At 68.5% G+C, this 23645-nt stretch carries 29 protein-coding genes, 2 tRNA genes and 2 pseudogenes; 27 read left to right on the top strand and 6 right to left on the bottom strand.

What is annotated here, in order from left to right; translation table 11 throughout:
- Positions 1 to 53: 53 nt before the first annotated feature.
- A pseudogene (locus OG393_RS18890) lies at positions 54 to 433 on the bottom strand (transposase); the annotation flags it as partial.
- A gap of 175 nt (positions 434 to 608) precedes the next feature.
- On the opposite strand from OG393_RS18890, the gene OG393_RS18885 reads away from it, so the two are divergent.
- The 3 genes from OG393_RS18885 to OG393_RS18875 all read left to right on the top strand — a co-directional run bounded on the left by OG393_RS18885 (position 609) and on the right by OG393_RS18875 (position 2102).
- A complete protein-coding gene (locus OG393_RS18885; protein WP_442817324.1) occupies positions 609 to 989 on the top strand; it encodes a hypothetical protein in 381 nt (126 codons plus the stop codon).
- 24 nt (positions 990 to 1013) lie between these two features.
- Complete coding sequence (locus OG393_RS18880; protein ID WP_327375843.1) at positions 1014 to 1802, top strand: hypothetical protein; 789 nt, start codon at positions 1014 to 1016, stop codon at positions 1800 to 1802.
- Between the two features lie 227 nt (positions 1803 to 2029).
- Positions 2030 to 2102: transfer RNA gene (locus tag OG393_RS18875), tRNA-Arg, on the top strand.
- 125 nt (positions 2103 to 2227) lie between these two features.
- Here the strand turns inward: OG393_RS18875 and OG393_RS18870 are convergent.
- Positions 2228 to 3907: a tyrosine-type recombinase/integrase gene (locus tag OG393_RS18870; RefSeq protein ID WP_327375842.1), complete on the bottom strand. Its 1680-nt coding sequence runs from the start codon at positions 3905 to 3907 to the stop codon at positions 2228 to 2230.
- Positions 3908 to 4265: 358 nt separating this feature from the next.
- Between OG393_RS18870 and OG393_RS18865 the strand changes: the two genes are divergently transcribed.
- The 20 genes and pseudogenes from OG393_RS18865 (at position 4266) to OG393_RS18770 (ending at position 16276) form a co-directional block, all read left to right on the top strand.
- Positions 4266 to 4466, top strand: coding sequence for a helix-turn-helix transcriptional regulator (locus OG393_RS18865; protein WP_327375841.1), 201 nt, complete (start codon positions 4266 to 4268; stop codon positions 4464 to 4466).
- Between the two features lie 175 nt (positions 4467 to 4641).
- Positions 4642 to 5058, top strand: a complete 417-nt coding sequence (locus tag OG393_RS18860) for a DUF6221 family protein (RefSeq protein ID WP_327375840.1) — start codon at positions 4642 to 4644, stop codon at positions 5056 to 5058.
- Positions 5059 to 5082: 24 nt separating this feature from the next.
- Positions 5083 to 5157, top strand: a pseudogene (locus OG393_RS18855) (IS5/IS1182 family transposase); the annotation flags it as partial.
- Between the two features lie 246 nt (positions 5158 to 5403).
- The gene (locus OG393_RS18850; RefSeq protein ID WP_327375839.1) at positions 5404 to 6369 is read left to right on the top strand and encodes a recombinase family protein; all 966 of its coding nucleotides are present in this window, start codon (positions 5404 to 5406) and stop codon (positions 6367 to 6369) included.
- A 214-nt stretch (positions 6370 to 6583) separates the two neighbouring features.
- Positions 6584 to 6769, top strand: coding sequence for a hypothetical protein (locus OG393_RS18845; RefSeq protein ID WP_327375838.1), 186 nt, complete (start codon positions 6584 to 6586; stop codon positions 6767 to 6769).
- Positions 6770 to 6980: 211 nt separating this feature from the next.
- Positions 6981 to 8009, top strand: coding sequence for a ParB/RepB/Spo0J family partition protein (locus tag OG393_RS18840; protein WP_327375837.1), 1029 nt, complete (start codon positions 6981 to 6983; stop codon positions 8007 to 8009).
- Positions 8010 to 8237: 228 nt separating this feature from the next.
- Complete coding sequence (locus tag OG393_RS18835) at positions 8238 to 8600, top strand: hypothetical protein (protein WP_327375836.1); 363 nt, start codon at positions 8238 to 8240, stop codon at positions 8598 to 8600.
- Positions 8601 to 8615: 15 nt separating this feature from the next.
- Positions 8616 to 9026 (top strand): hypothetical protein, encoded by a 411-nt coding sequence (locus OG393_RS18830; RefSeq protein WP_327375835.1) that lies wholly within the window; start codon positions 8616 to 8618, stop codon positions 9024 to 9026.
- Positions 9023 to 9223, top strand: a complete 201-nt coding sequence (locus OG393_RS18825) for a hypothetical protein (RefSeq protein ID WP_327375834.1) — start codon at positions 9023 to 9025, stop codon at positions 9221 to 9223. The genes OG393_RS18830 and OG393_RS18825 overlap by 4 nt, the downstream gene beginning before the upstream one ends.
- Positions 9224 to 9360: 137 nt before the next feature.
- Positions 9361 to 9432: transfer RNA gene (locus OG393_RS18820), tRNA-Gly, on the top strand.
- Between the two features lie 171 nt (positions 9433 to 9603).
- A complete protein-coding gene (locus tag OG393_RS18815) occupies positions 9604 to 10944 on the top strand; it encodes a putative antirestriction adenine methyltransferase (protein WP_327375833.1) in 1341 nt (446 codons plus the stop codon).
- Positions 10941 to 11846, top strand: a complete 906-nt coding sequence (locus tag OG393_RS18810; RefSeq protein WP_327375832.1) for a ParB/Srx family N-terminal domain-containing protein — start codon at positions 10941 to 10943, stop codon at positions 11844 to 11846. The genes OG393_RS18815 and OG393_RS18810 overlap by 4 nt, the downstream gene beginning before the upstream one ends.
- Entirely contained in the window at positions 11843 to 12064 is a 222-nt protein-coding gene (locus OG393_RS18805; RefSeq protein WP_327375831.1) for a hypothetical protein, read from the top strand. The genes OG393_RS18810 and OG393_RS18805 overlap by 4 nt, the downstream gene beginning before the upstream one ends.
- The gene (locus OG393_RS18800; protein WP_327375830.1) at positions 12061 to 12507 is read left to right on the top strand and encodes a VRR-NUC domain-containing protein; all 447 of its coding nucleotides are present in this window, start codon (positions 12061 to 12063) and stop codon (positions 12505 to 12507) included. Before OG393_RS18805 ends, OG393_RS18800 begins: the two co-directional genes overlap by 4 nt.
- Positions 12504 to 12707 carry a hypothetical protein gene (locus OG393_RS18795; RefSeq protein ID WP_327375829.1) on the top strand — a complete coding sequence of 68 codons (204 nt, stop codon included), beginning with the start codon at positions 12504 to 12506 and terminating at the stop codon, positions 12705 to 12707. The genes OG393_RS18800 and OG393_RS18795 overlap by 4 nt, the downstream gene beginning before the upstream one ends.
- The gene (locus OG393_RS18790; RefSeq protein WP_327375828.1) at positions 12704 to 12886 is read left to right on the top strand and encodes a hypothetical protein; all 183 of its coding nucleotides are present in this window, start codon (positions 12704 to 12706) and stop codon (positions 12884 to 12886) included. The genes OG393_RS18795 and OG393_RS18790 overlap by 4 nt, the downstream gene beginning before the upstream one ends.
- Positions 12883 to 13299, top strand: coding sequence for a DUF6193 family natural product biosynthesis protein (locus OG393_RS18785; protein WP_327375827.1), 417 nt, complete (start codon positions 12883 to 12885; stop codon positions 13297 to 13299). Before OG393_RS18790 ends, OG393_RS18785 begins: the two co-directional genes overlap by 4 nt.
- A 15-nt stretch (positions 13300 to 13314) precedes the next feature.
- Positions 13315 to 13857 carry a hypothetical protein gene (locus OG393_RS18780; RefSeq protein ID WP_327375826.1) on the top strand — a complete coding sequence of 181 codons (543 nt, stop codon included), beginning with the start codon at positions 13315 to 13317 and terminating at the stop codon, positions 13855 to 13857.
- A 38-nt stretch (positions 13858 to 13895) separates the two neighbouring features.
- The gene (locus OG393_RS18775) at positions 13896 to 15281 is read left to right on the top strand and encodes a terminase large subunit domain-containing protein (protein ID WP_327375825.1); all 1386 of its coding nucleotides are present in this window, start codon (positions 13896 to 13898) and stop codon (positions 15279 to 15281) included.
- Positions 15282 to 15445: 164 nt separating this feature from the next.
- Complete coding sequence (locus OG393_RS18770; protein WP_327372459.1) at positions 15446 to 16276, top strand: IS5 family transposase; 831 nt, start codon at positions 15446 to 15448, stop codon at positions 16274 to 16276.
- Here OG393_RS18770 and OG393_RS18765 read toward each other — a convergent pair.
- The 4 genes from OG393_RS18765 to OG393_RS18750 all read right to left on the bottom strand — a co-directional run bounded on the left by OG393_RS18765 (position 16194) and on the right by OG393_RS18750 (position 19233).
- The gene (locus OG393_RS18765; protein ID WP_327373031.1) at positions 16194 to 16760 is read right to left on the bottom strand and encodes a hypothetical protein; all 567 of its coding nucleotides are present in this window, start codon (positions 16758 to 16760) and stop codon (positions 16194 to 16196) included. The genes OG393_RS18770 and OG393_RS18765 overlap by 83 nt on opposite strands.
- 326 nt (positions 16761 to 17086) lie before the next feature.
- The gene (locus tag OG393_RS18760) at positions 17087 to 17338 is read right to left on the bottom strand and encodes a hypothetical protein (protein ID WP_327375824.1); all 252 of its coding nucleotides are present in this window, start codon (positions 17336 to 17338) and stop codon (positions 17087 to 17089) included.
- 95 nt (positions 17339 to 17433) lie between these two features.
- The gene (locus OG393_RS18755) at positions 17434 to 18771 is read right to left on the bottom strand and encodes a hypothetical protein (protein WP_327375823.1); all 1338 of its coding nucleotides are present in this window, start codon (positions 18769 to 18771) and stop codon (positions 17434 to 17436) included.
- A 6-nt stretch (positions 18772 to 18777) separates the two neighbouring features.
- A complete protein-coding gene (locus OG393_RS18750; RefSeq protein WP_327375822.1) occupies positions 18778 to 19233 on the bottom strand; it encodes a hypothetical protein in 456 nt (151 codons plus the stop codon).
- A 379-nt stretch (positions 19234 to 19612) separates the two neighbouring features.
- Here OG393_RS18750 and OG393_RS18745 point away from each other — a divergent pair, with 379 nt between their 5' ends.
- From OG393_RS18745 to OG393_RS18730, 4 genes are all read left to right on the top strand, one after another.
- Positions 19613 to 21202, top strand: a complete 1590-nt coding sequence (locus OG393_RS18745) for a hypothetical protein (RefSeq protein ID WP_327375821.1) — start codon at positions 19613 to 19615, stop codon at positions 21200 to 21202.
- Positions 21203 to 21320: 118 nt separating this feature from the next.
- A complete protein-coding gene (locus OG393_RS18740) occupies positions 21321 to 22046 on the top strand; it encodes a hypothetical protein (protein ID WP_327375820.1) in 726 nt (241 codons plus the stop codon).
- Positions 22047 to 22155: 109 nt separating this feature from the next.
- Entirely contained in the window at positions 22156 to 22566 is a 411-nt protein-coding gene (locus OG393_RS18735) for a head decoration protein (protein ID WP_327375819.1), read from the top strand.
- A 32-nt stretch (positions 22567 to 22598) separates the two neighbouring features.
- Complete coding sequence (locus OG393_RS18730; RefSeq protein ID WP_327375818.1) at positions 22599 to 23645, top strand: major capsid protein; 1047 nt, start codon at positions 22599 to 22601, stop codon at positions 23643 to 23645.

The raw sequence follows: 23645 nt of genomic DNA, 5'->3' as shown, positions 1-23645 counted from the left end.
ACGTGGTCGGTGGGGTGTGTCCAGTAGACGGCTGATCCAGTTTTCGTGGGGGTTCAGTTGGCGGCTGGGGTGAGCCGGTCTTCGAAGGCGATCTGGAAGGCGTTCAGGGGCGCCTTCCAGCGCATGGTCCACCCCTTGCGGCCCCTGCCGGTGGGGTCCAGGCTCATGGGCGCCATGTAGACGCACTTCATGGCCGCGGCCTCGTTGGGGAAATGTCCGCGGGCGCGACGGCCTTGCGGATGCGTGCGTTGACGGACTCGATCGCGTTCGTCGAGCAGATGACCTTGCGGATCTCGACGTCGAAGGAGAGGAAGGGCACGAACTCGGCCCAGGCGTTCTCCCAGAGCCGGATGACCGCCGGGTACTTCTTCCCCCGGGCTTCCTGGAACTCGCTGAACCGCTCGGTCGCGGCGGCCTCGTTCGGCGCCGTGTAGCCTCGCCGTTTCACTTGGGTACGGCTGACTGTGGGGCGGCAACGCGAAAGTGCCTTCCTGACCTGGAACGATGAACCTTGCTGAGGGGTTCTGTCGGTCCAGGCGGAGGGCGCTTTCTACGTGCGGGGTATCGGGCTGCGTCCCAAGATCCATGTCAGTGCCGATGGTGCGGGGGTGGTAGGCCATGCCGGGGCACGGTTGCCGGCGGATCTCGCTGACGCCACCGGGCTCACCTTCGCGTACTCCACCGCGCTCAGGCCACTTCGGCCGCGCGGGACCGGGCATGACCCGGGCCGGGTCGCCACCGACCTGGCGGTGATGCTCGCCGACACCGACGAGGCTGCACTCGCCTCCCTGCGAGCCGCCCGCGCCACGGCCCGGGAAGTCTCCTGGACGCAGGCCACCGAGACCGGCGAGGGCATACCTGCCGCTCAGGCCGACAGACGAGAGCTTCCCGGCCTGGTTCTGGACCTCGACGCCACGCTGGTCACCTGCCACTCCGAGAAAGAGCAGGCCGCACCCACCTACAAGAAGCCGTTGTCTTTCCGGATGTGATCGTTGAGTTTCCGCTGGTCAGGCATGGTGTCGGCGCTGCTGCGGGAGAGTTCGGGCGTCTGGTTCGGTCTCGGCGATGCGGAGTTGAGCGTGACGTCAGTGATGGCGCTGGTGGAGGAGCGGGAAGCGGCTGTCCGGGGGCGGGCGGAGAAGCTTCGCGCCGAGGCTGAGCGAGTTCTTGCTGAACTCGCCGAGGCAGAGGCGTTGTTGGAGCGGCGGGTGATCGCGGCGGCCGAGTTCGCCGAGGCCCTGGCCGGCCGGGACGCGATAGCCCGGCTCGGCGGCCTCGTTATCAACAAACAGCACAAAGGGAACGAACCGCAATTTTATGAATCACTTCACCCTGGTCGATGCATCCACGAATTGTGGGCGACCGGCGGACGCATCGCGGAAAAGGTTCACTACGCGGACGGAACCGCGGAACTCGTTCCGGTACCGATCAAGCGACTGGAGCGAGGCGGACGCCGAACGTTCCGCTGGTACCACGTCCTGACCATTCCTTGTCGGCGCGGCGTCCACGAGCACAGAGTCGCCGTCGGAACGACAAGCCGAAAGGGCGAGCGCCCACCCGGCGAGAGCGACGGGGAACGCGGCTTTCACCGCGCCGAGCATCTACAACAGATCCCGGAGTTCACCCGCACCCATCAGCTCGTTTACCCCTATAGAAGCGACGCGGAGTCCGGCCACGCACAGCTCGACGCCTCCTTGTGGAACGGGCGCCTCATCCTACGGAGTCGAAGCCCAGCAGCTCTTGCCCCTCGGCTTCGTCCTCGCTCAGCCGTGCCCTGCACCGGGGAGGAAAACCCCTACTGAGCCACACAGCCTGACCACATCCCTCTCCCGCCTCCCGACACCCGCGCCCGCCCTAGCCTCGATCCGGTACGCTGTGGATCGAGTGCCCTGGCGGGCGCTGTGACGTGCGTCGCGGGCTCAACCCGCCTCCTCGTCACAGAACCTGCTCCAGGTCACTCAGGGCTTGATCAAGAGACCTTGCCGCGACTCGTCGATGGAGTTCCGTGCAAGGTTTCGCACAAGCCCCCGCCTTCGTAGCTCAGGGGATAGAGCACCGCTCTCCTAAAGCGGGTGTCGCAGGTTCGAATCCTGCCGGGGGCACTGTGTCTGACCAGGCACGGAGCATCGAACAGCCCCTCGGAAGTGATCTTCCGAGGGGCTGTTTTCATGTGTGCGGGGACAGATCGGGGACACGGCGCATTCGGCGGGGACAGAGCCCGCTTCCGCTACGCCGCCGCCTCACCCGGCTCGACGGAGCGGATCAGCGGGCGGACGGGCGCGTGCTCGTCGACACCGGAATCCGGCTCAACAGCGGTCTCGGCGTCGCCGGAGGCTGCGGGCTGGTCCTGCGGGACCGGCTGCGGCCCCTGCGGCTGCTCGTCGTCCGCCGCCCCCTCCTCCTGCTCCTGCTGGTTGGCCTTGCGCGGCACGAGCGCCACGGGCGCGTCAGCAGCCTCGAGCTCGAGCTGCGGAAGGACGCTGGTGTACGTGTCGGCGGTGAGCTTGTACGAGGAGTGCCCGAGCAGGACCTGGATGGTCTTCATGTGAACGCCGGCCGCGAGGGACAGCGTCGCCGCGCAGTGGCGGAGATCGTGGAGCCGGATCGGCGGGAGGCCGAGCTTCTGGACGAGCCGGTTGAAGACCTGGGAGAGGTACTCCGGGTGGTACGGGCGCCCGTCCTCCCAGGTGAAGACGCGGCCCGAGTCGACGTACGGGTCATACTTCTTCGGCTCCTTGCGATGCTTCTCCTCCCACTCCGCTCGCTCAGTCTGCTGGCGTCGCCGCCAGAACAACAGGAGTTGGTGGGTCTGGCTGTCGAGCCGGATGGTGCGGGCGCCACTGTCGCTCTTGGGCGTGTCCTCCCAGACGTCATAGGAGGCCGCGACGAGCTGCTCGCTGATGTGGACGGTGCCGGCGGTCATGTCGGTCTCGCGCCAGGGCAGGCCGCAGGACTCGCCCCGGCGTGTGCCCCGGAAGACCATGAGGTGGAACATCGGGTAGAGCCGGTGCTCGGCGACGGCGTCGAGGAAGGCGCCGGTCTGCTCAGCCGTCCAGACCATGACCGGCCCGGGCTTCTCCCCCGTCTCGCGCCAGTGGGCGACACGTTCGTCGGTCCAGACGAGCGGCTTGGGCGGGGTGTACTTGGGCAGGACGAGGTCTTCCGTCCAGTTCTGGCTGATGAGCTTCTCGGTGTTCTTGGCGTAGTCGAGCGCGGCGCTGAGCTCGTTCTTCATCTTGAGCTGGACGCCGGGGCCGGTGATGTACCGCGGCTTCCTGCGGGCCGCGCGCAGCTTCTCCTTGGCCTCGTTCCAGCGCTGGCGCAGCTCGGACGGGCGCGGCTTGGCCGCCTGCTTCCAGGCCCGGTGGGCCGCTTCGCACTCGATCTTCGCCAGGTCGGCGGCGTCCTGGTTGGCGGCGTGCTGCTCGTTGTCGCGCCAGATCTGCTCGAACATCTCCTGGAGGTGCCGCGTGCGCAGGTCGCGCATCTTGAGGTGCCCGAGGTGCGGGATGAAGACCCGGTTGATGTGGTCCTCGTAGGTGCTCCGGGTGGACCGCTTGAGGTCGACTCTCTTACTGAACCAGCGCAGGAGGAACTGCTCGACGGTCTCATCCGAGAGGACGTCGACGCCGTCCTGCGCCTGGTCCCAGATCTTCTGCGCCGCCTCCTCGGCCTTCTTCTTGGTGAGGAAGCCGCCCTTGCGAGGCCGGCGCCGCTTACCCCGGGGACCTGGCGGCAGCTCAATGTAGTAGTACCAGCTGCCGTGATCACGCTTCCCGAGATCAGGGCAGGCGGCACCCAGCTCCCTCAGCTTCGGCTTCCCGTTGGTGCCGAGGACCGGTTCCCCGTCCTCGTTGGTCATCGGCGCCTTGCAGGTGCAGCGCCTGTAGACCGAGCCCTTGAACACATCCCCTCCTGTGTGTCGTGCAAGCAGCCACGCAGCGCGATCATATGTGGAGACAGACACACCGTCGTCCGATGAGTGGAGGCGGCATGCATGCCAGAGAAGCCGGATCGAGTCAGACCTGATCACGAAACTTCGCGGCTGACGATTCAGCGGTCACCCGAACAGGCGCTGCCACATGTGTGGGAGCAAACCTGGCCGATCGCACCAGATGGCGTCGAGCGCGATCTTGTTCGGCCGCCTGATGAGAACTTAGACTGCGTCGGGACTTCCTGGGAGGCGCGGGGGCGGAACAGGAGAGCCAGACCATGCGAGATCGAAACGATCCGGCCACCTCGAACGCGACGGTGGCGGTGTGCCCATGACGCGGAATGAGGTGCTGGCCCTGCCGGTCACGGTCGACGTACTGACGGCCGGCAAGGCGTTCGGCTTCAGCAGGAACACGACGTACGAGCTGATCAAGTCCGGGGAGTTCCCCGTGCCCGTACACCCGTACGGCAAAGGCAAGCGCAGGGTGCTGACGTCGGAGCTGTGGGCGGCACTGGGCGTGCGTCCGGAGTAACAGCGGGGCACCCCGAGCGGGAAACCACACCGGCACTCGCTGAGCATCTCTGTGACCGGCCGACCCCAAAGTTCCCCCCACGGGGAGCCCGTCACCGCTACGCAGGATGGCGAGCTCCTCGTGGTTGTGGTGAATGATGGCCCCATCGCGCTTGCCGACAAGGGGGGTAACAGCGATGAGACGAAACGACTTCGAGGTCATGATGGAGTTCTTCCGGGCCCGTCTTCGTGAGGATGAGACTGCCGCTCGAGCACTGAAGCCCGGCAAGAACCAGGACGTGGCAAGGTTGCGGGACCGGGTCCTCGCCGACATCGAGGCGAAGCACAGGCTCATGGAGTGGGTGGACGAGTATCCGCGGAGGGCAGAGGACAACGGGGAGCGCGCCCCCTGGCAGAAGTTGGCCGGGGACTTGGTCGCCGGAATCTCGCGGGACCGCCGTAGCCCAGTGATTTACGAACTCGTTGCGGCGTACGCCGACCATCCCGATTTCCGGCCTGAGTGGCTGCCGATCGAGGACGAGCGGGAGCTGGACGAGGAGTACGGATCCGGCGCGCACGAGAGCAGCACCCGCAGGCGGGGCCGCACCGTCTGACCCGCAGAGGTGCAAGGGCCCTCGTTGACTCCCTGTCCTGCCGCACTCGACCTCCCGCACGCCCTGGTCGAGTGGGCCACAATGCTCATCGTCACCCGCTAGGCTGACCGACGGCGCAAACTCCGGCCTTCTCGACGCCGACGGCGAACGTCGACGCCCCGCGCAGGCCGCTCATCTGCGTTTTCAGCCCCCGGAGCCCTCCAGCCGTCATCCAACCAGCGATCGCGCGGGTTGTATGCCAACTGCAAGTTGGCATACTGCGCACTGCAGATCGAACCCAATACGTAAGCAATGGGTGGCAGACTTCACATGTAGGGGTGACAGTGCTGCGCCTTCGCATACCATATGGGTTACACCGGGGGATTTTGGGCTGGAGAGAGTATGAGGGCATACGGCCACGAAACGGACGGAGTGACTGCCGTCCCTGATGAGGCTGCCCACTTGGCGGCGGCAGCCAGGCGTCTTCTCGATGAGAGGAAGACGCTCGCGGAAACCGCGAACTGGATGACGGAGAACGCGGGACCAACGGTCTCCGGTCGACCATGGGCGCCCACGACACTGCGGCGCCGACTGCGCAACCCGGCGATCGCCGGCCTCAAGGAGAACGCCAACGGGGAACTGATCCCAGGCCCGGCCGAGCAGCTGATCGACCGCGAGACGTTCGACGCCCTGCAGGAGCTGTTCAGCGAGAACAAGAAGGGCCAGGGCACCAAGCTGAAGCACGTCCACTACCTGTCGGGCGGGCCGGCGACGTGCGGTCTATGCAGGCAGCCGCTGGTGTCCCGGTCTACAGCGAACGGCGGGCGGGGGTACGTCTGCGAGACCGAGGGCTGCGGGAAGGTGCGGATCTCCGCCGAGCCGCTGGACGAGTACGTCGGAGAGCGAGTGGTCGCCCGCCTGCAAGGTCCGACGCACCTCAAGCGTCTGGCCACACTGCGCGACAAGTACGTCAACGAGGCTCGTGAGGCGGAGCGGTTCCTGAAGGAGCAACTGAGCGACCGCAAGAGCGAGTTGGCGCGCGCCTATGGGGCGATGGAGATGAACCTGGGCGAGTACAGGACAGCCAAGGCCGCCCTGGAAGGCCGGCGCACCGAAGCGATGGGCGCGGTGCGCCGCGGCAAGGCCCTTGAGCAGCTTCCGGAGTTGACCCCCAAGGGTGTTGAAACCTGGTGGCACGAGACCGCCGGACGCGAGCAGCGCCGGAACCTCGTTCAGCTCGTCGTACGGGAAGTGCGCGTGGGGCCTGCCACCGTGAGGGGCTCACGGAAGTTCGACGAGGCCCGCTTCGAGATCTTCTGGAGGTGGGAGTAGCAACCGGCAACCGGATCACAGAGGTTCGGCTTGTCGGGTCAGACGCCCTCTGCCTGGACATTTGTTTGCGACTGACGAGTAACAGGCATACGCTGACGATCTCGCTCTCCGTGGAACGTCTCGTCACTGCTTGTGGAGCGCCTTGGCGGCGTCCCACGGGAGCGGACAGGGGGCGCGTCAGGCGGACGCCTGCGCCATGGCTCAGGGGAGGAGCATGAACCGGCGCGACTCGTCGCAGACGGGTAGACGGACCGGCGAGGGTGACATGGACCGGACAGCGGACGCCGATCCGCTGGGCAAGGGCGGCTGGCTCGACGAGGAGATCCTCAAGGTACTGATGGGGGCCGACGTCGAATTCGACCCTGAAGATTTGGGGTCAACATGTGTCGAGGAAGAGTAGAGACGCCTAAGCAAGTCCATTTACCCGTGAGCCCCGACCGTCCACTGCAGGCGGGCGGGGCTCACTCGGTTCAAGTCCCATCGCGCACGAGGCATTCCCTGGCGATCCGCGACAAACGACACTTGACGGTCAAGATCGATTGATCATAGTATTTAGTCATCACCTCACAGGAAACCATCCTGCGAGACCGAGAGTGCGAGGAGTCAGCGACATGAACGTCAGCGAGGCGAACATCGAGGTCATCGCGATCCCGCTCGCGGACATCGAGCCCAACCCGGACCAGCCCCGCAAGTTCTTCGACGAGACCAAGCTGGAGGAGCTGGCAGCCCAGTTCCGCTCGGTCGGCCAGCTCCAGCCGATCGTGGTCCGCCCGGCCGGCGACACGTTCCAGATCGTGATGGGCGAGCGTCGCTGGCGGGCCATGCACCTGGTGGAGGGCGCCACCACCATCGAGGCCAAGGTCGTCTCGAGCGTCGACGACGAGAACGCGTTCATCATGGGCATCTCCGAGAACATCGGCCGCGCGGACATGACCCTCATGGAGGAGGCCCAGGCGTACGCGGACCTGGTCGGGTTCGGATACCAGGCGGAGCGCATCGCGGAGATGTTCGGCAAGACCACCGACTACGTGAAGTGGCGGATGGACCTGCTCAACCTCACCACCGACATCGCGGAACTCGTCGCCGAGGGCAAGATCAAGGCCGACTTCGCCTGGTACCTGTCGAAGCTCACGCCGGCGAACCAGAAGGTGGCCGTCACCCGGTACATGAAGGGCGACTTCAGGACGGAGACCGACGCCTCCACCTTCGCGCAGGCCCTGCGGATGAAGGAGAACCAGGAGGGCTTCTTCTCCGAGAAGGAGCTGTCGGACAAGGAGAAGGAGGACAAGGCCAAGGAGCGCAAGCAGGCCAAGTCCAAGGTGGACCAGGTCGAGCGCGCCGGGACACTCCTGGAGGAGCTGGCGAAGCTGACGCCGACGGAGCTGGCCGAGCTGTTCGAGGGCGAGGTGGGCAAGCAGCTGGACGCGGTGGAGCGGGTGCGGAAGGCGGCGGCCGAGGCGGTGAAGAAGCTGCGGAAGGCGAAGGCAATGTCCGAGGCGAAGCAGCTGACGGTCCGGCCGGAGCTGAAGGTCGAGCCCGAGGCGGAGGACGCCGAGGCCGAGCAGGAGCCGAGCGAGACCGAGATCGCCGAGGCCGCCGCCGAGGAGCCCTCGGAGACGGAGCTTGAGGCCGCGGCCTGAGCTGACGTTCGACCGTGCGCGACAGCCGGGACCCCGAGGCGGGTCCCGGCTGTTTCGCGTCTCCGAAGGCCCGGGCGACGCGCGGGCGGCATGGGGCGGTGGTGGGGTGCGAGTGGGGCGGACCCCAGCCCCTCGACGATAAAACAATATTGGCGAGCGAGGCCAATTGACGATAGAATGTTATTTGACGATCATTCGTTTTGAATCAGGAGCGAGGAAGGACAGGGAATGTTAGCGATCACGAACGAGGGCGACACGCTGTCGCCCGATCAAGCGGCCGCGCTGCTGTGCTCTGGAGTGTTGGCGCCCGGCAGCGAATGGGTTGCGCCCGCCCTCGCCACGAAGATCCCGTGCCGGGTGTGCGGGCGGCGACTGCGGGTCGTCCTGGTACGCGGCACGGACGGCAGCGTCGCGGTGGACGGCGAGGGCTGCCTCGTGTTCGGCTCCGGCAGCGTCTCGCGGGACGCGCTCGGTGTGCTGTGCGACGGCTGCTACGAGCTGGCCGGGTGGGAGAACACCCACAACGACGAGGGCCACGAGGAGAAGCCGGACCCGGACTGCCCGCTCTGCGGTGTCGCGAGTCCGGCGTGAGCATGAGGGAGGAATATGTTCGAGCTGTTCACACACAGGTACCAGGGCTTCGAGCCGTCGATGGGCGTGCCGGTGCGCATCACCTTGGGCGCGCCGCGGTGGACGTTGCCGTACGTACTGGAGCACCAGGTGCGGGAGGCCGCGCCGAGCCGCGACTACTTCGGTGCGGCACGGCCGGCGTACGAGACGGCGTACGTGTCCCAACTGGACCGGCATGGGGTGGACTTCTTCGCGTCGCGGTTCCAGGAGATCGCGGTCGCGGCCGGGGATCTGCGGCTCGTGCTGCTGTGCTTCGAGGACCTGGCAAAGCCGGATCAGTGGTGCCACCGGCGGATGTTCGCCGCGTGGTGGCAGGAGAAGACCGGGGCGAAGGTAAGGGAACTCGGGCCGCTGGGGCCCGGGTACGAGCAAGGGACGCTGCTGTGACCGAGGAGCGCAGGCCCAACTGGGCGGAGATGAGACGGGAGGACTTCGAGGCTCCGCCACGGCCGAAGCCGGCGCCTCCGGGACAGATGGAGCTGTTCGAGCCCGGGCCCGGAAGAGCGAAGTCGAAGCTGCGGCTCCCAGAGGAGTGCCCGATCGGGACGATGAGCCTGCTGGACCTGCTCCAGCCGGACCGGTGACAGCCAGCGCGCGGGCCTGACCGCGACTCCAGACATGTGGCGGGTGCGTGATCGCATCCGCCACATGTGTTGTGACAATACTTCGTCTGATACGGTTCGATTGATGGCGGGTGATCTTCCCGGATCCGCCCCGCCACGCGCCGGTAGTGCACCTGGCAGCACGCCCCGCCCCCAGTGGGGAGGAGCCCGTTCGAGTCGGGCCCGGCGCTCGAGGACGCGTCCGCACGGGCATGTGGTGCGGAGCCGACCAGCCAAGGAACCACCCCCTCCAGGCGTCCCCCGCGCCTCCTGGTTCCCTGGTGGCCCGGCACGGCAGGACCAGCCCCCTGCTCCCCCGGACCCGCGTCCTTCTCAACCAGATCCGCGCAGGGGAGGCAGCGTTGTTCCACGGCTCGATCCCCGCGGACCTCCGCGCGATCATCCACGAGCACGCCACCACCTGGCGCGGCCAGGCCGAGGACATCTACGTCGGCTGCTCGGGCAACTTCACCATCGAACGCGTCCTGCACGACTCCGGGTTCCGGCTCCACGGCTGCGACGTGCAGCTGTACTCGTCGGCAATCGGCTGGTACCTCGCCGGGCAGGAGCTCCCCATCACGATCCGTCCCGAGTCGGCGTACGAACTCGACTGGCTGGACCCGTACATGGACGGACGGGCCGGAACGCTCGCAGTGGTGCTGCTCGGCTCGCGCTTCTTCCAGTGGCTCGGGCGCGGGGACCATCCGTACTACGGCCGGATGCTGGCCGCCTACCGGCAGCAGTTCCCGCAGCTGCACGCGAAGACAGTCGAGAAGATCGAGGCGCTGCCGCTGCGGCTCGCCTCGTACGCGCCGATGGACGTGAACCAGTGGCTCGCCGACCAGGTGCCGACGGACGCGCCGGTCGTGGCCTTCCCGCCGTTCTACGCAGGGGACTACGAGGGCCAGTTCGCGGCCCTGGACAAACACTTGGGCTGGCCGGCGCCGGAGTACCCGACGCTGGACGACGCCGCGAAGCAGACCCTGATCGAGCGCATCACCGACCGGCCGCACTGGGTGCTCGGCCTGCACTTCGACGTCGAGGAGCTGCGTGACCACCTGCGCGGTCAGGTGCAGACCGCCAACCGCGGGCTGCCGATCAACGTCTACGCGTCGGTCCCGCGCTCGCGGATCGTACGCCCGAACCAGCGGCTGGAGCCGGTGCGCGCACCGCGGCTCGTACCGGGCCGGGAGCTCGGCGGGACACTGACCCTCGCGCCGCTGACGATGGGGCAGTTCGCGACGCTGCGGTCGCAGTACATGAACCACAACATCCGTCCGGGCGCGCCGACGATGGCGCTCGCGGTCCTGGTCGACGGCGTCGTGGTGGGCGCGTTCGCGTACTCGACGCCGAAGTACGACCCGCACAACGTGTACCTGCTCTCCGACTTCCCGGTCGCGCCGACGTCGTACGGGCGGCTGGCCAAGCTCGTGCTGTACGCGGCGCTGTCGACCGAGGCGCAGTTCCTCGCGCAGCGCGCCATGAACACCCGCCTGACCCGGCTGAACACGACGGCGTTCACGCAGCGGCCGGTGTCGATGAAGTACCGCGGGCTGCTGCGCCTGAACTCGCGCAAGGACTCCACCGATCCCGCCTACCGCTACCAGCTCGACTACGGCTCCGAGCTGGGCCGCTGGTCGCTGGCCGAAGGGTTCGCGCAGTGGAGGAGCAAGCACGGACAGAAGGAGGGGGAACCCCGTTGAGCGATCCACTCAAGCCCCGCATGGTGGAGGGCGACCCGCGCGAGCTGACGCTGCTGGACATCAACGCTCGGTTCATGCGTCACGAGCAGTTCCAGCGCCTCGTCGCGAACATCCGTGACGACGGCGCGCTGACCTCGACGCCGCTGGTGTGGAACGACGCGGAGACCGGCCGCCGCATCGTGCTGTCGGGCAACCACCGCACCAAGGCGGCGATCGAGGCCGGCCTGGAGCGCATCTGGTGGATGGAGATCACCGAACCGCTCCCCCGGCAGCGGCAGATCGCGCTCCAGCTCGCCCACAACGCGATTGCCGGCGAGGACGACCCGGCCACCCTCAAGGCCCTGTACGAGGAGCTGGAGGACGTCTCCATGCGCCTGTACTCCGGCCTTGACGACAAGACCCTCGAACTCCTCGACGAGGTCACCGTGCCGAGTCTCGCGGAGGCGAACCTGGACTTCGCGACCGTGCAGATCGTCTTCCTGCCGGACGAGAAGGAGGCCGCGGAGAAGGCCCTGGAAGCGGCCCGGAAGGCGGCGTCCGCCGACGCCCGCTGGCTGACCCACATCGACCAGTACGACAGCGTGCTGGACACCCTCGACACGACGAAGGGCGCGCACAACATCGGCAACGTCGCCGCCGCGTTCGCGATCATCCTCGCGGTCGTGGAGCGGCACCTCGGCGAACTCGCCGAGGGCTGGTACGACCCGGACGAGCAGACCGTCACCCGCAAGGGCACCGCCCCGATCGAGACGGTGCTGGCCACCCGCACCATGCCGGCCGACGCCGCGGCCGTCGTCCAGCGGGCCATCGACCGAATGGAGCGGGACGGCGACATCGAGACGGGGCAGCGGTGGCGGGCCCTGGAGCTGTGGGCCGCCGACTACCTGGCAGGTGCGGCGTGACCCAGCCCGACGTGCGGGTCGGCCAGGTGTGGGCCGACAACGACAAGCGCAGCGAAGGCCGCACTGTACGCGTCGACCGTGTCGACGTCCGGTACGCGTACTGCACGGTCCTCACTTCCGCTACACCCGGCGGCCGGACCAGGCAGTGGACCCGGATCGCGCTGGAGCGGATGCGGCCGACGAGCACCGGCTACCGGCTGCTGGACGGTACGCCGTGAGCGGGGAGCTGTACCGCAAGCTGCTCGCCGAACGGTACGGGCCGCTGGACCGGCTGGAGGCCGAGCGTTTCCCGGTGGCCGCCGACCGGGCGGAGCCAGTGACCGGCACGAGCGAGGAGCAGTGGCGACGCAAGGTCCGTGAGATCGCCGCTCGGTACGGCTGGCGGCTGCAGTACCACACGGCAGACTCCCGACGCTCCGACGCGGGCTGGCCCGACGAGGTCTTCGGGCACCTCGGACAGCGCCGCACGCTGTTCGTCGAGTTCAAGACCGACACCGGCCGGCTCCGCCCTGCCCAGCGCGAGTGGCTCGCCCACCTGGCCGACAGCGGCTTCGAGGTCGCCGTCTGGCGGCCTCGCGATCTGCACAGCGTGCTGCGAGTGCTCGGCCCCGAGCGCCAGCGTGCCGTCCTCCCGCCGAACTTCCGGAGACCCACCCCATGAGCGGCTCACCCACGGAGGAGCTGAACCAGCTCCACGCCGAGATCGACCACCTGACCACGGTCCACCGCACCGCCACCGGCCTGGCCCGCGCACTGACCGAGCATCTCGCCGACGAACCGTTCCGCCTCGCCGACCAGCTCGCCCGCCTCCTCGACGGCGACCTCGAACCCGACGATGTGACTGAAGGGACCGCACAGTGAACCTGGCCAAGGACTCCTCGTCGTGGGAGCGCACGGTCTCCGTCACCCCCCTGCCCGACTCCGTACGCCGCAAGGCCGCCCTCCAGGTCGCCGCCCGCGCATCCGACCGGGGCGAATGCCGTGACCTCCTGGAACACCTGGGGCTCCGTGATCCGACGCTCCGCAGAATGACCGGATGACCGACATCGTGGAAGCGCAGTGGCACAGACTCCTAACGACCGCGGGTGAGCCCGAACTTCCCGCGGGAGCGCCTCCCCTTGAGCCGTTCCTGACGCTGGTGCGTGCAGCGTACGCGGAGCCGCTGCTCAGGCAGCTGTACCCCTGGACGAGCCATTGGCGGCTCGGCTTCAGCCGGTGCACGGCCTCCCGCTTCACCATGGACATTCCCTTGGTCTACGGGCGCAGCGTCGGCGGGTATCGGGTTGAGCAACCGAAGGCCGGCCCCTACGACACGGAGTGGATCGGGGACACGAGCACCGCGCAGGAGGCCGTGGCCATGGTTATCGAGCGGCTGCCTCCGGGCTGCGGCCCAGCCTTCATTGGCACCGCAGAGGAACTCGCCGCGTACGAGAGGACGCAAGACACCAGGTAGGAGCACGACGATCGGATGGCGGACAGCGCCGAGGCATGGGAGCGGCAGTCGGGCGAATCGTCCGCCGCGTGGGAGGCGTTTGCCTGCTACCGAGACCTCGGCCTGTCCCGCAGCATCGGCAAGGTCGCGGAACGGCTGGCGAAGTCCCGCACACTGATCGAGCGCTGGTCGACGTCCCACCGCTGGGTGCTGCGCGCCGAGGCGTGGGACCGGGAGCAGGACCGGCTCTGGCGAGCCGAGCGGCACCAGGCCGCCTGCGAGGTCGCGCGCCGGCACGCCCGCCTCGCGTCCGCTGCCCAGTCGAAGATCGTGGCCCAGCTCCAGCAGCTCGACCCCTCGCGGCTGAGCCCGTCGGACGTGATCCGCTGGCTGGAGGTCACGATCCGCATCGAGCGCCAGGCGTACGGCATGGACCTCGCCGACGTCCCCTCGACGTTCACCGGCCCGCAGATGGCGGACGTCACCGGCCTGACGGACGAGGAACGCCGCGCCCGCATGGAGCAGCTGCGCCGCGAACTGGAGGCCCGCATCGGCACCCTGGGCGGTGAGCCATCGTGACCCTGGACCCGACGGGCCCGCTTCCGGACCCGGCCGGCATGTCTGACGCCGAGCTGCACGCAGAGATCACCGCGCTGATCGAGGCCGACGCCGCCTCGTCGCGCCGCTGGGCCTGCGACCGCCCCGGCTGCGACGGCCTGCCCCACGAGGGCTGGTTGCACCACCACGCCCGCGCCGCCCAACGCCCGCAGGGGGCCTGGGCAGCCTGGATGATGCTGACGGGCCGAGGCTGGGGGAAGACGAAATCCGCTGCCGAGGCCGTACGCGAGTGGACGAGCACGCCGGGCACGATGATCGCGGTCGTCGCGAAGAACGCCACGCTCGTGAAGGAGATCTGCTTCGAGTCCCCCAAGTCCGGCCTCCTCGCGGTCATCCCGCCCGAGGACATCCGCCGCTACAGCCCCGGCAACGGCCTGACCACCCTGCGCATGAAGAACGGCTCCGCGATCTACGGCTTCGGTGCCGAGACCCCCGACAACCTCCGCGGCTTCGCCTTCGACAAGGGCTGGCTCGACGAGTACGCCGCCTGGAACCGCCACACCGCCCAGTCGGTGTACGACATGCTGTGGTTCTGCCTGCGCGAGGCCCCGACCCCACAGGTCGTCATCTCCACCACCCCAAAGCCGCTCCCCCACGTCAAACGCCTCGTCGAGCGCGGTCGCCGCCCGGGCTCCACCGTGGTCCTGACCACCGGCCGCACCGAGGACAACCGCGCCAACCTCTCCCCGGCCGCGCTCGCCGAGCTCGACTCCGAGTACGGCGGCACTCGCCTGGGCCGCCAGGAACTCGACGGCGTCCTCCTCGAAGACGTCGAAGGCGCCCTGTGGAAGCAGTGGATGTTCGAGGTAGAGGGTTTCCGTATCGCCCGCACTGCGGTCCCACCACTCGACCGCCTGGTCGTCGCCGTCGACCCCGCCGTCACCACCACCGACTCCGCCGACCTGACCGCCTTCACCGTGGCCGGCCGCTCCTACCCGCTGGAGCAGATGTACGGCGACCGCCGCCCCCGCGGCTACGTCCTCCACGCCGAACAGGACCGTCACACCCCGACAGCCGCGATGCGCCGCGCCGCCGCGCTCTACCACGAGCACCAGGCCGACTGCGTGGTCATCGAGGCCAACAACGGCGGCGACTACCTCCCCGCCCTCCTCGCCGAGGTCGACCCCACCGTCCCGTGCCGCGTCGTCCACGCCACCCGCGGCAAACGCGCCCGCGCCGCCCCGGTCGCGATGCTCTACGAGCAGTCCCGCATCACCCACGCCGGCCCGCCCCGCACGTTCGCGGTGTTGGAGGAGCAGATGACGACGTACGTCGGCGCCTCAGTGCGTTGTGGCAAACCGGATCTTGTTCGAGTGGCAGCGGGTGATCATCTGGACGGAGGTTCGGGTGCGGTCGCGGGCATGAGAGAACGGGCCCCTTGGTAGTGACGCGGTTACGACACCAGCACGACCAAGGAAGCCCGTTGCCTGATCAGTTGAGCAGTATCTCTGTGCATGCGTCCACCGCGGTCACCCTTGGGTGTGACTGCTACGTGCACCGGTTCGGTTCGATCGCTCCGGGACGGCGGGCAGGCTGCTACCCCAGTGACATGACGGATGCGGAGTGGGCCGAGGTCCGCGCCGCGATGCCGGTGCCGGCGTGGCTCCTCAAGCTGGGCGGGCGTCCGGAGGCGTTTTGCCACCGCGAGATGCTTGACGCGGTGCGCTACCTCGTCGACAACGGCGTGAAGTGGACGGCTCTGCCGGTCGATTTCCCGTACTGGCGGGCGGTCTACGACTTCTTCCGCCGCTGGCGGGCCTACGACTACGCGCGTGAGCTGTACGAACGCCTGCGACGTTCGGCGAGGGAACGTTCAGGCCGCAACGCCGAGCCCAGCGCGGGAGTCATCGACAGTCAGTCGGTGGACGCCTCCGAGACCGTCGGCGAGGACAGTCGCGGATACGACGGCGGCAAGTCACGTGATGGGCGCAAGCGTCACATCCTGACCGATACCGAGGGTCTGCTCCTGGAGGTGACCGTGACCACGGCCGATGTCCACGACTCCAAGGCCGCCCCCGCCCTGCTGGAGACGTTCATGGACCACCCGGGTCGGCTGCTGAAACTGGTGTGGGTCGACAGCGCCTACCAGGGCTCGGCCCTGGCCAAGGCGTTCGCCCGTCACGGAGTCCGGATCGAGGTCGTGCGCCGATCCGACGGACACCGCGGATTTGTCGTACTGGCCCGCAGATGGGTCGTGGAACGAACGCTGAGCTGGCTCTCCCGCTCACGCCGCCTCAACCGCGACCACGAACGCCGCCCCGATCACCACCAGCAGATGGTGTGGTGGGCAGCCACGATCAGGCTGTCGCGCCAGGTGGCCGGCGATGCCCCGCGCTGGCCGGAGAAGCGTCCCGGCCGACGGCCCCGGGCACAGGCATGAACCGTCCATTCTTCTCCCGCACCAGCCAGCCCCGCTTCTCCAGCGCGTAGGCACGGTGACGGATCTTCTCCACCTCGTTCTTGATCTCCGCCTCACGGCCCACCACGCGCGTCAACTCCACCCCGCTCACCGGCCCCGAAGCGGCCACCACCGCGGCGAACACCTCCCGATACAGGCCGCTGAGCACCTCCTCGCCCATGCCCGACCGCCACACCGGCGGCCGCTCGCCATGCACCGCGTCGGAGCCGCTCGAACCCATCACGGCAGCCGCCTCACCACCAGACGCCACGGAAGCCGGCGTATTCACCGCACTCTCCTCGGCCAGCACCGACACGAGCTCCTCACGCCCCACACGGGCCCGCTCGACTCGCTCTCGCGCAGCATCCACCTCCGCCTGAGCCTGCTCCAGGACCTCCGTCCAGGACTCCAGCTCCTGCCTCGCCCGCGCCTCACGCCGTTCCATCAACCCCAGCACCGACGGCATCGCGCCCTCCTCGATCCACAACAAGCCGTCCGCTGCCTGCCCCTACCCCTCCGCGAACATGCCCCGCACACGAAGAAACCCCTGCTCATCGAACAGAGACTCCCTTTGCCACAACGCACTCAGAGGTCCAGGAGAAGTCCCCGGACCTCCTCGACTCCTGCGTCTGGGCGCTCACCGACCTGTTCCTTGCCGGGGATACGGGTCGTCCGGCCACCCCGTCCGATCACCGGCTCACGGGACGACGGTAGGAGTGCGTACAACAGGGTGGGACGTCGTGCCCTTGTGGGTGCGCCCTCGCGCACGGTGTGCCGGTCAAGCGGTTCGAGTCAGAGTTCCGGGGCCAGGACGGTCAGTCGCAGGAGGGCGGCCAGGACTGCCACCATCGGCACGGCGAACCACCACCGTCGCAGCCACTGCGCCTTCACGAACAGCACGGTCAGCAGTGCCGCGACGACGGTCACCGCCAGCGCCGTACCCGCAGCGAAGCCCGAGTGGGAGACCGTCTCCCTGTCCCAGGGCCCCGCCGGCTCGGCCGCGTAGGCAAGGAGGAGCAGGTACGCCGTGACGAAGTGCGCCACCAAGAGCACCACGGCGCACACAGCGGAACCAATCCGGCCGGGGGGCCTCCCTGCGGCCACGCGGCGCCCTGGTGCAGCAGGGCTCGTGACGTCCTTCACCGCAGCGCCTCCTTGGCCTGATCCAGCCTGTTGTCGAAGCCACGACCGTATGCCTGGGCTGCGTCGGTCTCGTAATAGGGGCCCCCGTTGTAGCGGGCGGCCAGCTCCTGCATCTGCGCGCGTGTCATCTGCTCCGGTGGTACGTCGGCGAAGCTGCTCTCGGCCTTCAACTGGGCGAGGTACTCGGAGGCGATGAAGATGTTCGTGCCCGGATCCTTGATCGCGTTCACCACGGTGCTCCGCTGGAGATCCGTGAGATTGTGCGGATCGTAGCCGAGTACCTCGGCGGCGCGTCGCACCTGGATGGCCATGGGCCCCATGGAGGTCCGGTCGGGATCCTCACTGCCTGGAATGATCTTGCGGCCCTCGTAGGCCAGGTCGTCCAGCAGGCCAGGGTCGCCTTCGACCTCCTGCCAGGCGATGCCTGCGACCATCTCCGGCGGAAGCCCCGAATCCTCGGCGGCGGCCTTGATGAGCTCCTTGTTCGCGGAGATGTACGAGCGGCGCCCCTCGTCGTCGTTCGACGGGAGCCAGTAGTTGTTGCCCTGTCCTTCGGGCAGGCCGTCCACGCGCGTCTGGATGCGGTAGAGCGTTTCGGAGACGACCACGTCGCGGCCCATGGTGGGGATCGCGTCGACCTTGGGCCCGGAGCCCGGCAGCTGTGTGTTCGGGTCGTCGCTCGCCTCGCGGGCCTCCTTCTGCAGGGGCCCGAGGTTCTTCAGGAACTCGGCCGCGTCGGGCAGAGTCCCCTGGTAGTCGGGTATCGACTTGTACGCCGCCCTGAGGTCGGCGACGCACAGCTCCCGCGCGGCGGACTCGACACGGAGCGCGTCACCGTAGTGGTCCTTGGTCTGGTTGTAGTAGCGCTCGGCGTCTTCCCGGATCGCGTCGACGTCCACGGTCACTTCGGCGAGCCAGTCCAGGACCCCCGTGCTTGCGCGCAGATCCTCCCACTGCCGCAGGGGCTCTGCTGCCCGCGCGGTGGGAGTGATGGCCTGAGCTTCACGGGCCATGACCTCGGAGAGTCTGCCCTCGGTGTGCTGTCCGTTCTTGTAGTGCACCTTGGCGGTGGTGACCGCATCGGCGTACCTGGCCAGCGCGGAGCCGGCCTTGCGAAAGGCTTCCGAGAGCGCATCGGCCAGGCTCTTGCTCTCACCGAGCCTCCTGACGTAGAGGTCGCGGGCCTCGCTCACCCATTCGACCTTTCCGGCCTTGCGGAAGGCGTCGTCGGTCGACTCGATGAGTGTGTGGAGGCGCCGGAACTCGGCGGCGTTGCGATCGATGAGCGTCGGGTTCGCGTCCTCGAGGAACTGGACGTCGTCACGGTATGCCACAGCGGATCACCTGTTCTCCGGCGGCACGAAGCGGCCGCAGTCCAGCATGGCGTTCATCTGGCCCTGTACACCCTTGTCCACGGTCGTGTAGTTGTTGCCGGCGGACCTCAGCTTCGTCGACAGGGATGCGAGCAGCGCGACCATGTCGTTGTACTGGTCCTTGGCGAACCGGGCGAGCGTGTCCACCTGCGCGGCGACGTCCGTGTGCGCGCGGGGCGCGCGGGCCTGGGTCGCGTTCTCGCCGTCCATGCGGCCCTCGTAGAGGAGTCCGGCGATCTCCATGAGCAGGTGTGAACTTCCGTCGAGCGACGCTGCGTTGACCGAGTACCCGTCGCCCCGGCCCGTCGGGCTCTCTGGGTGGTCACCACCCGTCGGCGCCTGGTTGAGTTGCATCTGCGCAGCAGCTTGCCGTCGGGCGAGCGCAGCCTCCTTGAGACTGGCCCATTCCTCTTCGAACGACATCGCTCTCGCCCCCGTGAGTCTGACCATGTACTTACATGCGAACGTGAGTGCGCACCTGGTCAGGGTGCCACATTCGGTTTCTGGGCGTCATGGGCGACATCACGCCTTCGAACTGTGCTGACTGGTAAGGCGTTTGACGGGGGGAAGGCTGACCTGAACGGGTTGTCGGGCCTCTGTAGGCGGAGCAATGGCGAGCGGCCGTCACCCTGCGAGGCCGGCAGGACGCTGGACGCGGTACGGGCCGCGGTGCTCCCGCCAGCCCCACGCCGAATGCCCAGTCAACGCCCCGACCGGCTGGTGGATTGCCGATCGAGGTGAAATGCCTCGGGCTACGCCCATTAGGCTCCGCCGACTTCTGACGACCGGCAGGGAGCGGTGTATGCGACGGTGGCGCGACTTGATCATCGATACCTGGGGGGCGTTGTCCTACAAGCCGGCGTTTCGGCAGGCCGCAGACGGCCGCCTTGGACGCCTGCCCGGCCATGTCGGCGCATCCTGGGTGCCGGAGGCCGATCTTCGTCGCCTCACCGCGTACACGGTGCTCGCCACGTACGACACCAACCAGGCCGCCGCCCTGCTCGGCGAGGACGGTACGGACCGGCGCGAGTACGGGGATCCGGCGCTGATCGTGGACCAGACCTTGACGCACCTCATCGGTGAGACGCAGCAGATCGTCGTCGGCGGAGTGGACGACAGCGAGGCGGCACGTGCGGCCGAGTCCCTGCTGCGAGAGTGGGCAGAGCGCGAGCATCTGTGGATGCGGATGCAGCACGCTGAGCGCAACGCCGTCCTGCTCGGCGACACCGTGTACCTCCTGGCGTGGTCGCGGGCGAAGGGACGCCCGAATCTGAAGACCATCGACCCGGGCTTCTACTTCCCGGTGTTGTCTGATGACGCGGTCGACGCGGACGAGTACCCGACGCGGGTCCACCTGGCGTGGGAGACACCGACCGATCCGGCGTCGGGCCGGAAGGGCACGCTGCGCCGTGTCACGTACGAGCTCGGGCCGGTCGATACCGACTCCGCCGCAGTCCGCACGTATCCGTGGTCCGCCCAGCCCGCCAACGTCACCTGCTACCTGACGGACGCTGAATGGGACCTGGAGCAGGTCGACCGCGCGGGCGACATCGACGCGCTCTCGTCGCGCCGGGCCCGGTTCCGCACCAACGCGGACGGGGAGGTACTGGACCGGCTCGACCTGCACATCGACTTCATCCCGATCGTCCATGTACCGAACACCATCAACGGCGCCGAGCACTTCGGCCAGTCGACCCTGCTGAAGGCCACCCAACTCCTTGACGATCTCGGCGCTGCCGACACGGACAGTCAGCGTGCTTCGGCGACAACCGGGTCACCGATCATCGGCCTCTCCGGCGCCCGGCTGCCGGTCGACCGTGCTTCGGGCCGGCCACTGCCGGTACAGGTGGAGCCGGGGATGGTCTGGCCACTCGGGGAGACCGGCCAGCTCACCACGGTGGACACCTCCGCCCAGCTGTCCGAACTCCGCGCCTATGTGGAGGGACTACGCGACCGGCTGTCCGTGGTCACCCGGCTTCCGGCCAGCGTGCTCGGCACTATGGACGCCTCGCAGGCGGCCTCCGGCTACGCAATGCAGCTGAGCTTCGGTCCGCTGGACGCCATGGTCCGCTCCATGCGGCTCGCGCGGGCGGCCAAGTATCCGCTGCTGCTGAAGATGGTGCTGCGCCTCTACCAGGCCGCCGGTGTGCTGCCGTCAGGGCAGCAGCCCCAGGCGTCCATCGCTTTCGGCTCCTATCTGCCGACCGATCAGGCCAGCGTCCTCGACCTGGTGGTCAAAGGTGTCACTGCCGGTGTCCTCTCCCTGGAGACCGGAGTGCGCATGCTCGTGGACGCCGGCTTCCCCATCGAGGACGCGGCAGAAGAGGTCGCCCGCATCTGGGAGCAGCGCGAGACGGAGCTCGGAACTGGCGGGACCGTCAACGAGATGTAGTCGGCCATGGCCTCGCCACGATCCTCGGCCGGCACCGCAGCACGAGGCACTCACGCCGACGGCGCGGTGAAGGTTAGACTCCGCCCGACGCGGGGGCGTCTGGGCAAGGAGTCTGCCCATGACCGTACGAACACGACCGCCGCTGCCGCTCGCACCGCTCGGCTACCGCCGCGACGGCCGCCCCATCTTCCCGATCCTCGGCGCTTCCCCCGACGACCCTGGGAACTCACCTACCGGGGAGACGACACCGGAGAGCACCGACACAGCGACTGTGACCATCCCGCAGGAGGAGCTGTCCCGCCGCTTCGCCCGCGAGAAGGACCAGGGCCGCCGCGCCGGCGTACGTGACCTCCTCAGCCAGCTCGGTTTCGAGTCGGCGAAGGCCCTGACCGAGTACGTGCAGGCCCAGCGCGAGGCTGACCAGCAGCAGAAGGACGCCGAGCAGGCCCGTCTCTCGGAGGCGGAGCGCCGGGAGCAGACCGCCGCGGAACGCGAGCGGCAGGCGCAGGAACGCGAGGCCGCGGCCGTTGCCCGGGAACGAGACGCCGCACGCCGCGCCGTGCTCGTCGGTCTGGGCGCCACCGGCACCGAACTGGAGGACGCCGTCGTCCTGCTCGGCCGCCTCGTCGACCCGGATGCGGACGACACCGCACTGGCCCGGGCCGCCGACGAGCTGAAGGAGCGCCGCCCGGAACTCTTCGGCCAGCGGGCTCCGCAGCCACCCACGACCCCGCCCTCGGGCAGCCCCTCCAACATTCCCGGTCGCTCGGGCGGAACTCCGGCCCGCCCGGGCCAGCTCGGCCTGGACATCGCCCGCCGCCGCGGCCACCTCAAGAGCTCCTGACCCCGGCACGCCTTCGGGGACCGCGCCCCGCCCCCATCCCCGCGGACGACGGCACCGCCCGGTGTCCGTACAGACTCGCCGCCACATGGCCTGCCCGGAGGAACCTGGCGTGGATCTTCAGCTGACCACCTACTCCGAGTCCGCTACCGCCGACCGCCCCTGGTTGGCGTCCCGGCACGGACTCGACACCCCGCTCACCATCACCCTGGACACCACTCTCTTCACCCAGGACACCCACTACACCCCACCCGCCCCCGGACAGCCCCGCAACGTCATGAGGGCCGGCATCCCGCTGGGCCGGCTGACCGCGACCGGCCTGTACGGGCCGTGGGACGCAGCGGCCACCGACGGCCGCGCCGCCTTCACCGGCGTCCTCCTCACGGACGTCGCCTTCGCCCCGGGTAGCGGACGTGCCGGCGCGGCCCTGCTCTGGCACGGCGTGATCGCCGCCGCCCACGTACCCGGCGGACTCGACCCGGCCGCCATCGCCGCTTCGACGGCACAGATCCACTTCGTCTGACGCCCGCGACCTGCTGAGGAGCCCCGCCCACCATGCTCGACACCCTGCTGCGCGACATCGACGCGGCTGACCTCAACGCCTTCGCCCGCACCATGACCACCCCGGCCGACTTCGAGCTGACTCGCACGGTCATGCCCGAACGGCGCCTGAACTCCGTCAAGTTCCGCATCAAGAGCAGTAAACGTCGCGTGAACGCGGCGAAGTTCCGCGCGTACGACGCCGAGACCGCTGTCGCCCGCCGCCAGGCCGAGAAGATCATCACCGAGGGCATGCTGCCGCCCCTCGGTCAGAAGCTGATCGTCGGCGAACTGGAGCAGATCCTCCTCGACACCTCCCGCGGCGCCGACGCCTCCGAGTTCATCGAGCTGCTCTACGACGACATCGAGCGCCACGTCGAGTCCATCCACAACCGCATGGAGCTCGCCGCCGGCGACCTCCTCATCGACGGCAAGTTCAGCCTCAACGGCGAGAACGGCCTCACCCTGGAGGCCGACTTCGCCGTGCCGGCCGCCAACATGCCGACGGCCGCCAAGCCCTGGTCCGATCCGACCAGCGACCCCATCGCCGACGAACTACGCTGGATCGAGTACCTCCGTTCCATCGGCGCCCCGCTCCCGGCCCGCGTCATCACCTCGTACAAGGCCCGCGCGACCCTGGCTGCGAACGACGCGTACCGCGCGGCGTACTACGGCAGCGTCAACGGCTCCACCACCCCGACCGCGGTCCTCGCCCCCAACGAGGTCGAGGTCGTCCGCGCCCGCTACAACCTCCCGCCGATCACCGTCTACGACGTGCAGATCTCCGTCGACGACACCTACCAGCGCGTGATCCCGGAAGACCGCTGGATCCTGCTGCCGCCGAACCCGGAGTCCTGGGCGGAGACCCAGTACGGCATCACCGCCGAGTCCCTGGTACTCACCTCCGGTACCAACCCGGCCATCACCCGCGAGGACGCCCCCGGCATCGTCATCACCGCCGGCCACCAGGACGACCCGGTCCAGGTCTGGACGAAGGGCTCCGCGGTCGCCATGCCCGTGCTGTATGTCCCCGACATCCACGTCACGGCGAAGGTGCTGTGA

The sequence above is a fragment of the Streptomyces sp. NBC_01216 genome, assembly GCF_035994945.1.
GTDB lineage: Bacteria > Actinomycetota > Actinomycetes > Streptomycetales > Streptomycetaceae > Streptomyces.
Note: the sequence above shows the minus strand (reverse complement) of the source record. Positions and strands in the feature narration are given on the sequence as shown.

Excerpts from the sequence above, each read along its gene's own strand:
- OG393_RS18880 (WP_327375843.1), top strand. The coding sequence starts at position 1,014 with ATGGTGTCGGCGCTGCTGCGGGAGAGTTCGGGCGTCTGGTTCGGTCTC.
- OG393_RS18865 (WP_327375841.1), top strand. The coding sequence starts at position 4,266 with ATGACGCGGAATGAGGTGCTGGCCCTGCCGGTCACGGTCGACGTACTG.
- OG393_RS18860 (WP_327375840.1), top strand. The coding sequence starts at position 4,642 with ATGAGACGAAACGACTTCGAGGTCATGATGGAGTTCTTCCGGGCCCGT.
- OG393_RS18850 (WP_327375839.1), top strand. The coding sequence starts at position 5,404 with ATGGGTTACACCGGGGGATTTTGGGCTGGAGAGAGTATGAGGGCATAC.
- OG393_RS18845 (WP_327375838.1), top strand. The coding sequence starts at position 6,584 with ATGAACCGGCGCGACTCGTCGCAGACGGGTAGACGGACCGGCGAGGGT.
- OG393_RS18840 (WP_327375837.1), top strand. The coding sequence starts at position 6,981 with ATGAACGTCAGCGAGGCGAACATCGAGGTCATCGCGATCCCGCTCGCG.
- OG393_RS18835 (WP_327375836.1), top strand. The coding sequence starts at position 8,238 with ATGTTAGCGATCACGAACGAGGGCGACACGCTGTCGCCCGATCAAGCG.
- OG393_RS18830 (WP_327375835.1), top strand. The coding sequence starts at position 8,616 with ATGTTCGAGCTGTTCACACACAGGTACCAGGGCTTCGAGCCGTCGATG.
- OG393_RS18795 (WP_327375829.1), top strand. The coding sequence starts at position 12,504 with ATGAGCGGCTCACCCACGGAGGAGCTGAACCAGCTCCACGCCGAGATC.
- OG393_RS18785 (WP_327375827.1), top strand. The coding sequence starts at position 12,883 with ATGACCGACATCGTGGAAGCGCAGTGGCACAGACTCCTAACGACCGCG.
- OG393_RS18780 (WP_327375826.1), top strand. The coding sequence starts at position 13,315 with ATGGCGGACAGCGCCGAGGCATGGGAGCGGCAGTCGGGCGAATCGTCC.
- OG393_RS18775 (WP_327375825.1), top strand. The coding sequence starts at position 13,896 with ATGTCTGACGCCGAGCTGCACGCAGAGATCACCGCGCTGATCGAGGCC.
- OG393_RS18770 (WP_327372459.1), top strand. The coding sequence starts at position 15,446 with ATGACGGATGCGGAGTGGGCCGAGGTCCGCGCCGCGATGCCGGTGCCG.
- OG393_RS18765 (WP_327373031.1), bottom strand. The coding sequence starts at position 16,760 with ATGCCGTCGGTGCTGGGGTTGATGGAACGGCGTGAGGCGCGGGCGAGG.
- OG393_RS18750 (WP_327375822.1), bottom strand. The coding sequence starts at position 19,233 with ATGTCGTTCGAAGAGGAATGGGCCAGTCTCAAGGAGGCTGCGCTCGCC.
- OG393_RS18745 (WP_327375821.1), top strand. The coding sequence starts at position 19,613 with ATGCGACGGTGGCGCGACTTGATCATCGATACCTGGGGGGCGTTGTCC.
- OG393_RS18740 (WP_327375820.1), top strand. The coding sequence starts at position 21,321 with ATGACCGTACGAACACGACCGCCGCTGCCGCTCGCACCGCTCGGCTAC.
- OG393_RS18730 (WP_327375818.1), top strand. The coding sequence starts at position 22,599 with ATGCTCGACACCCTGCTGCGCGACATCGACGCGGCTGACCTCAACGCC.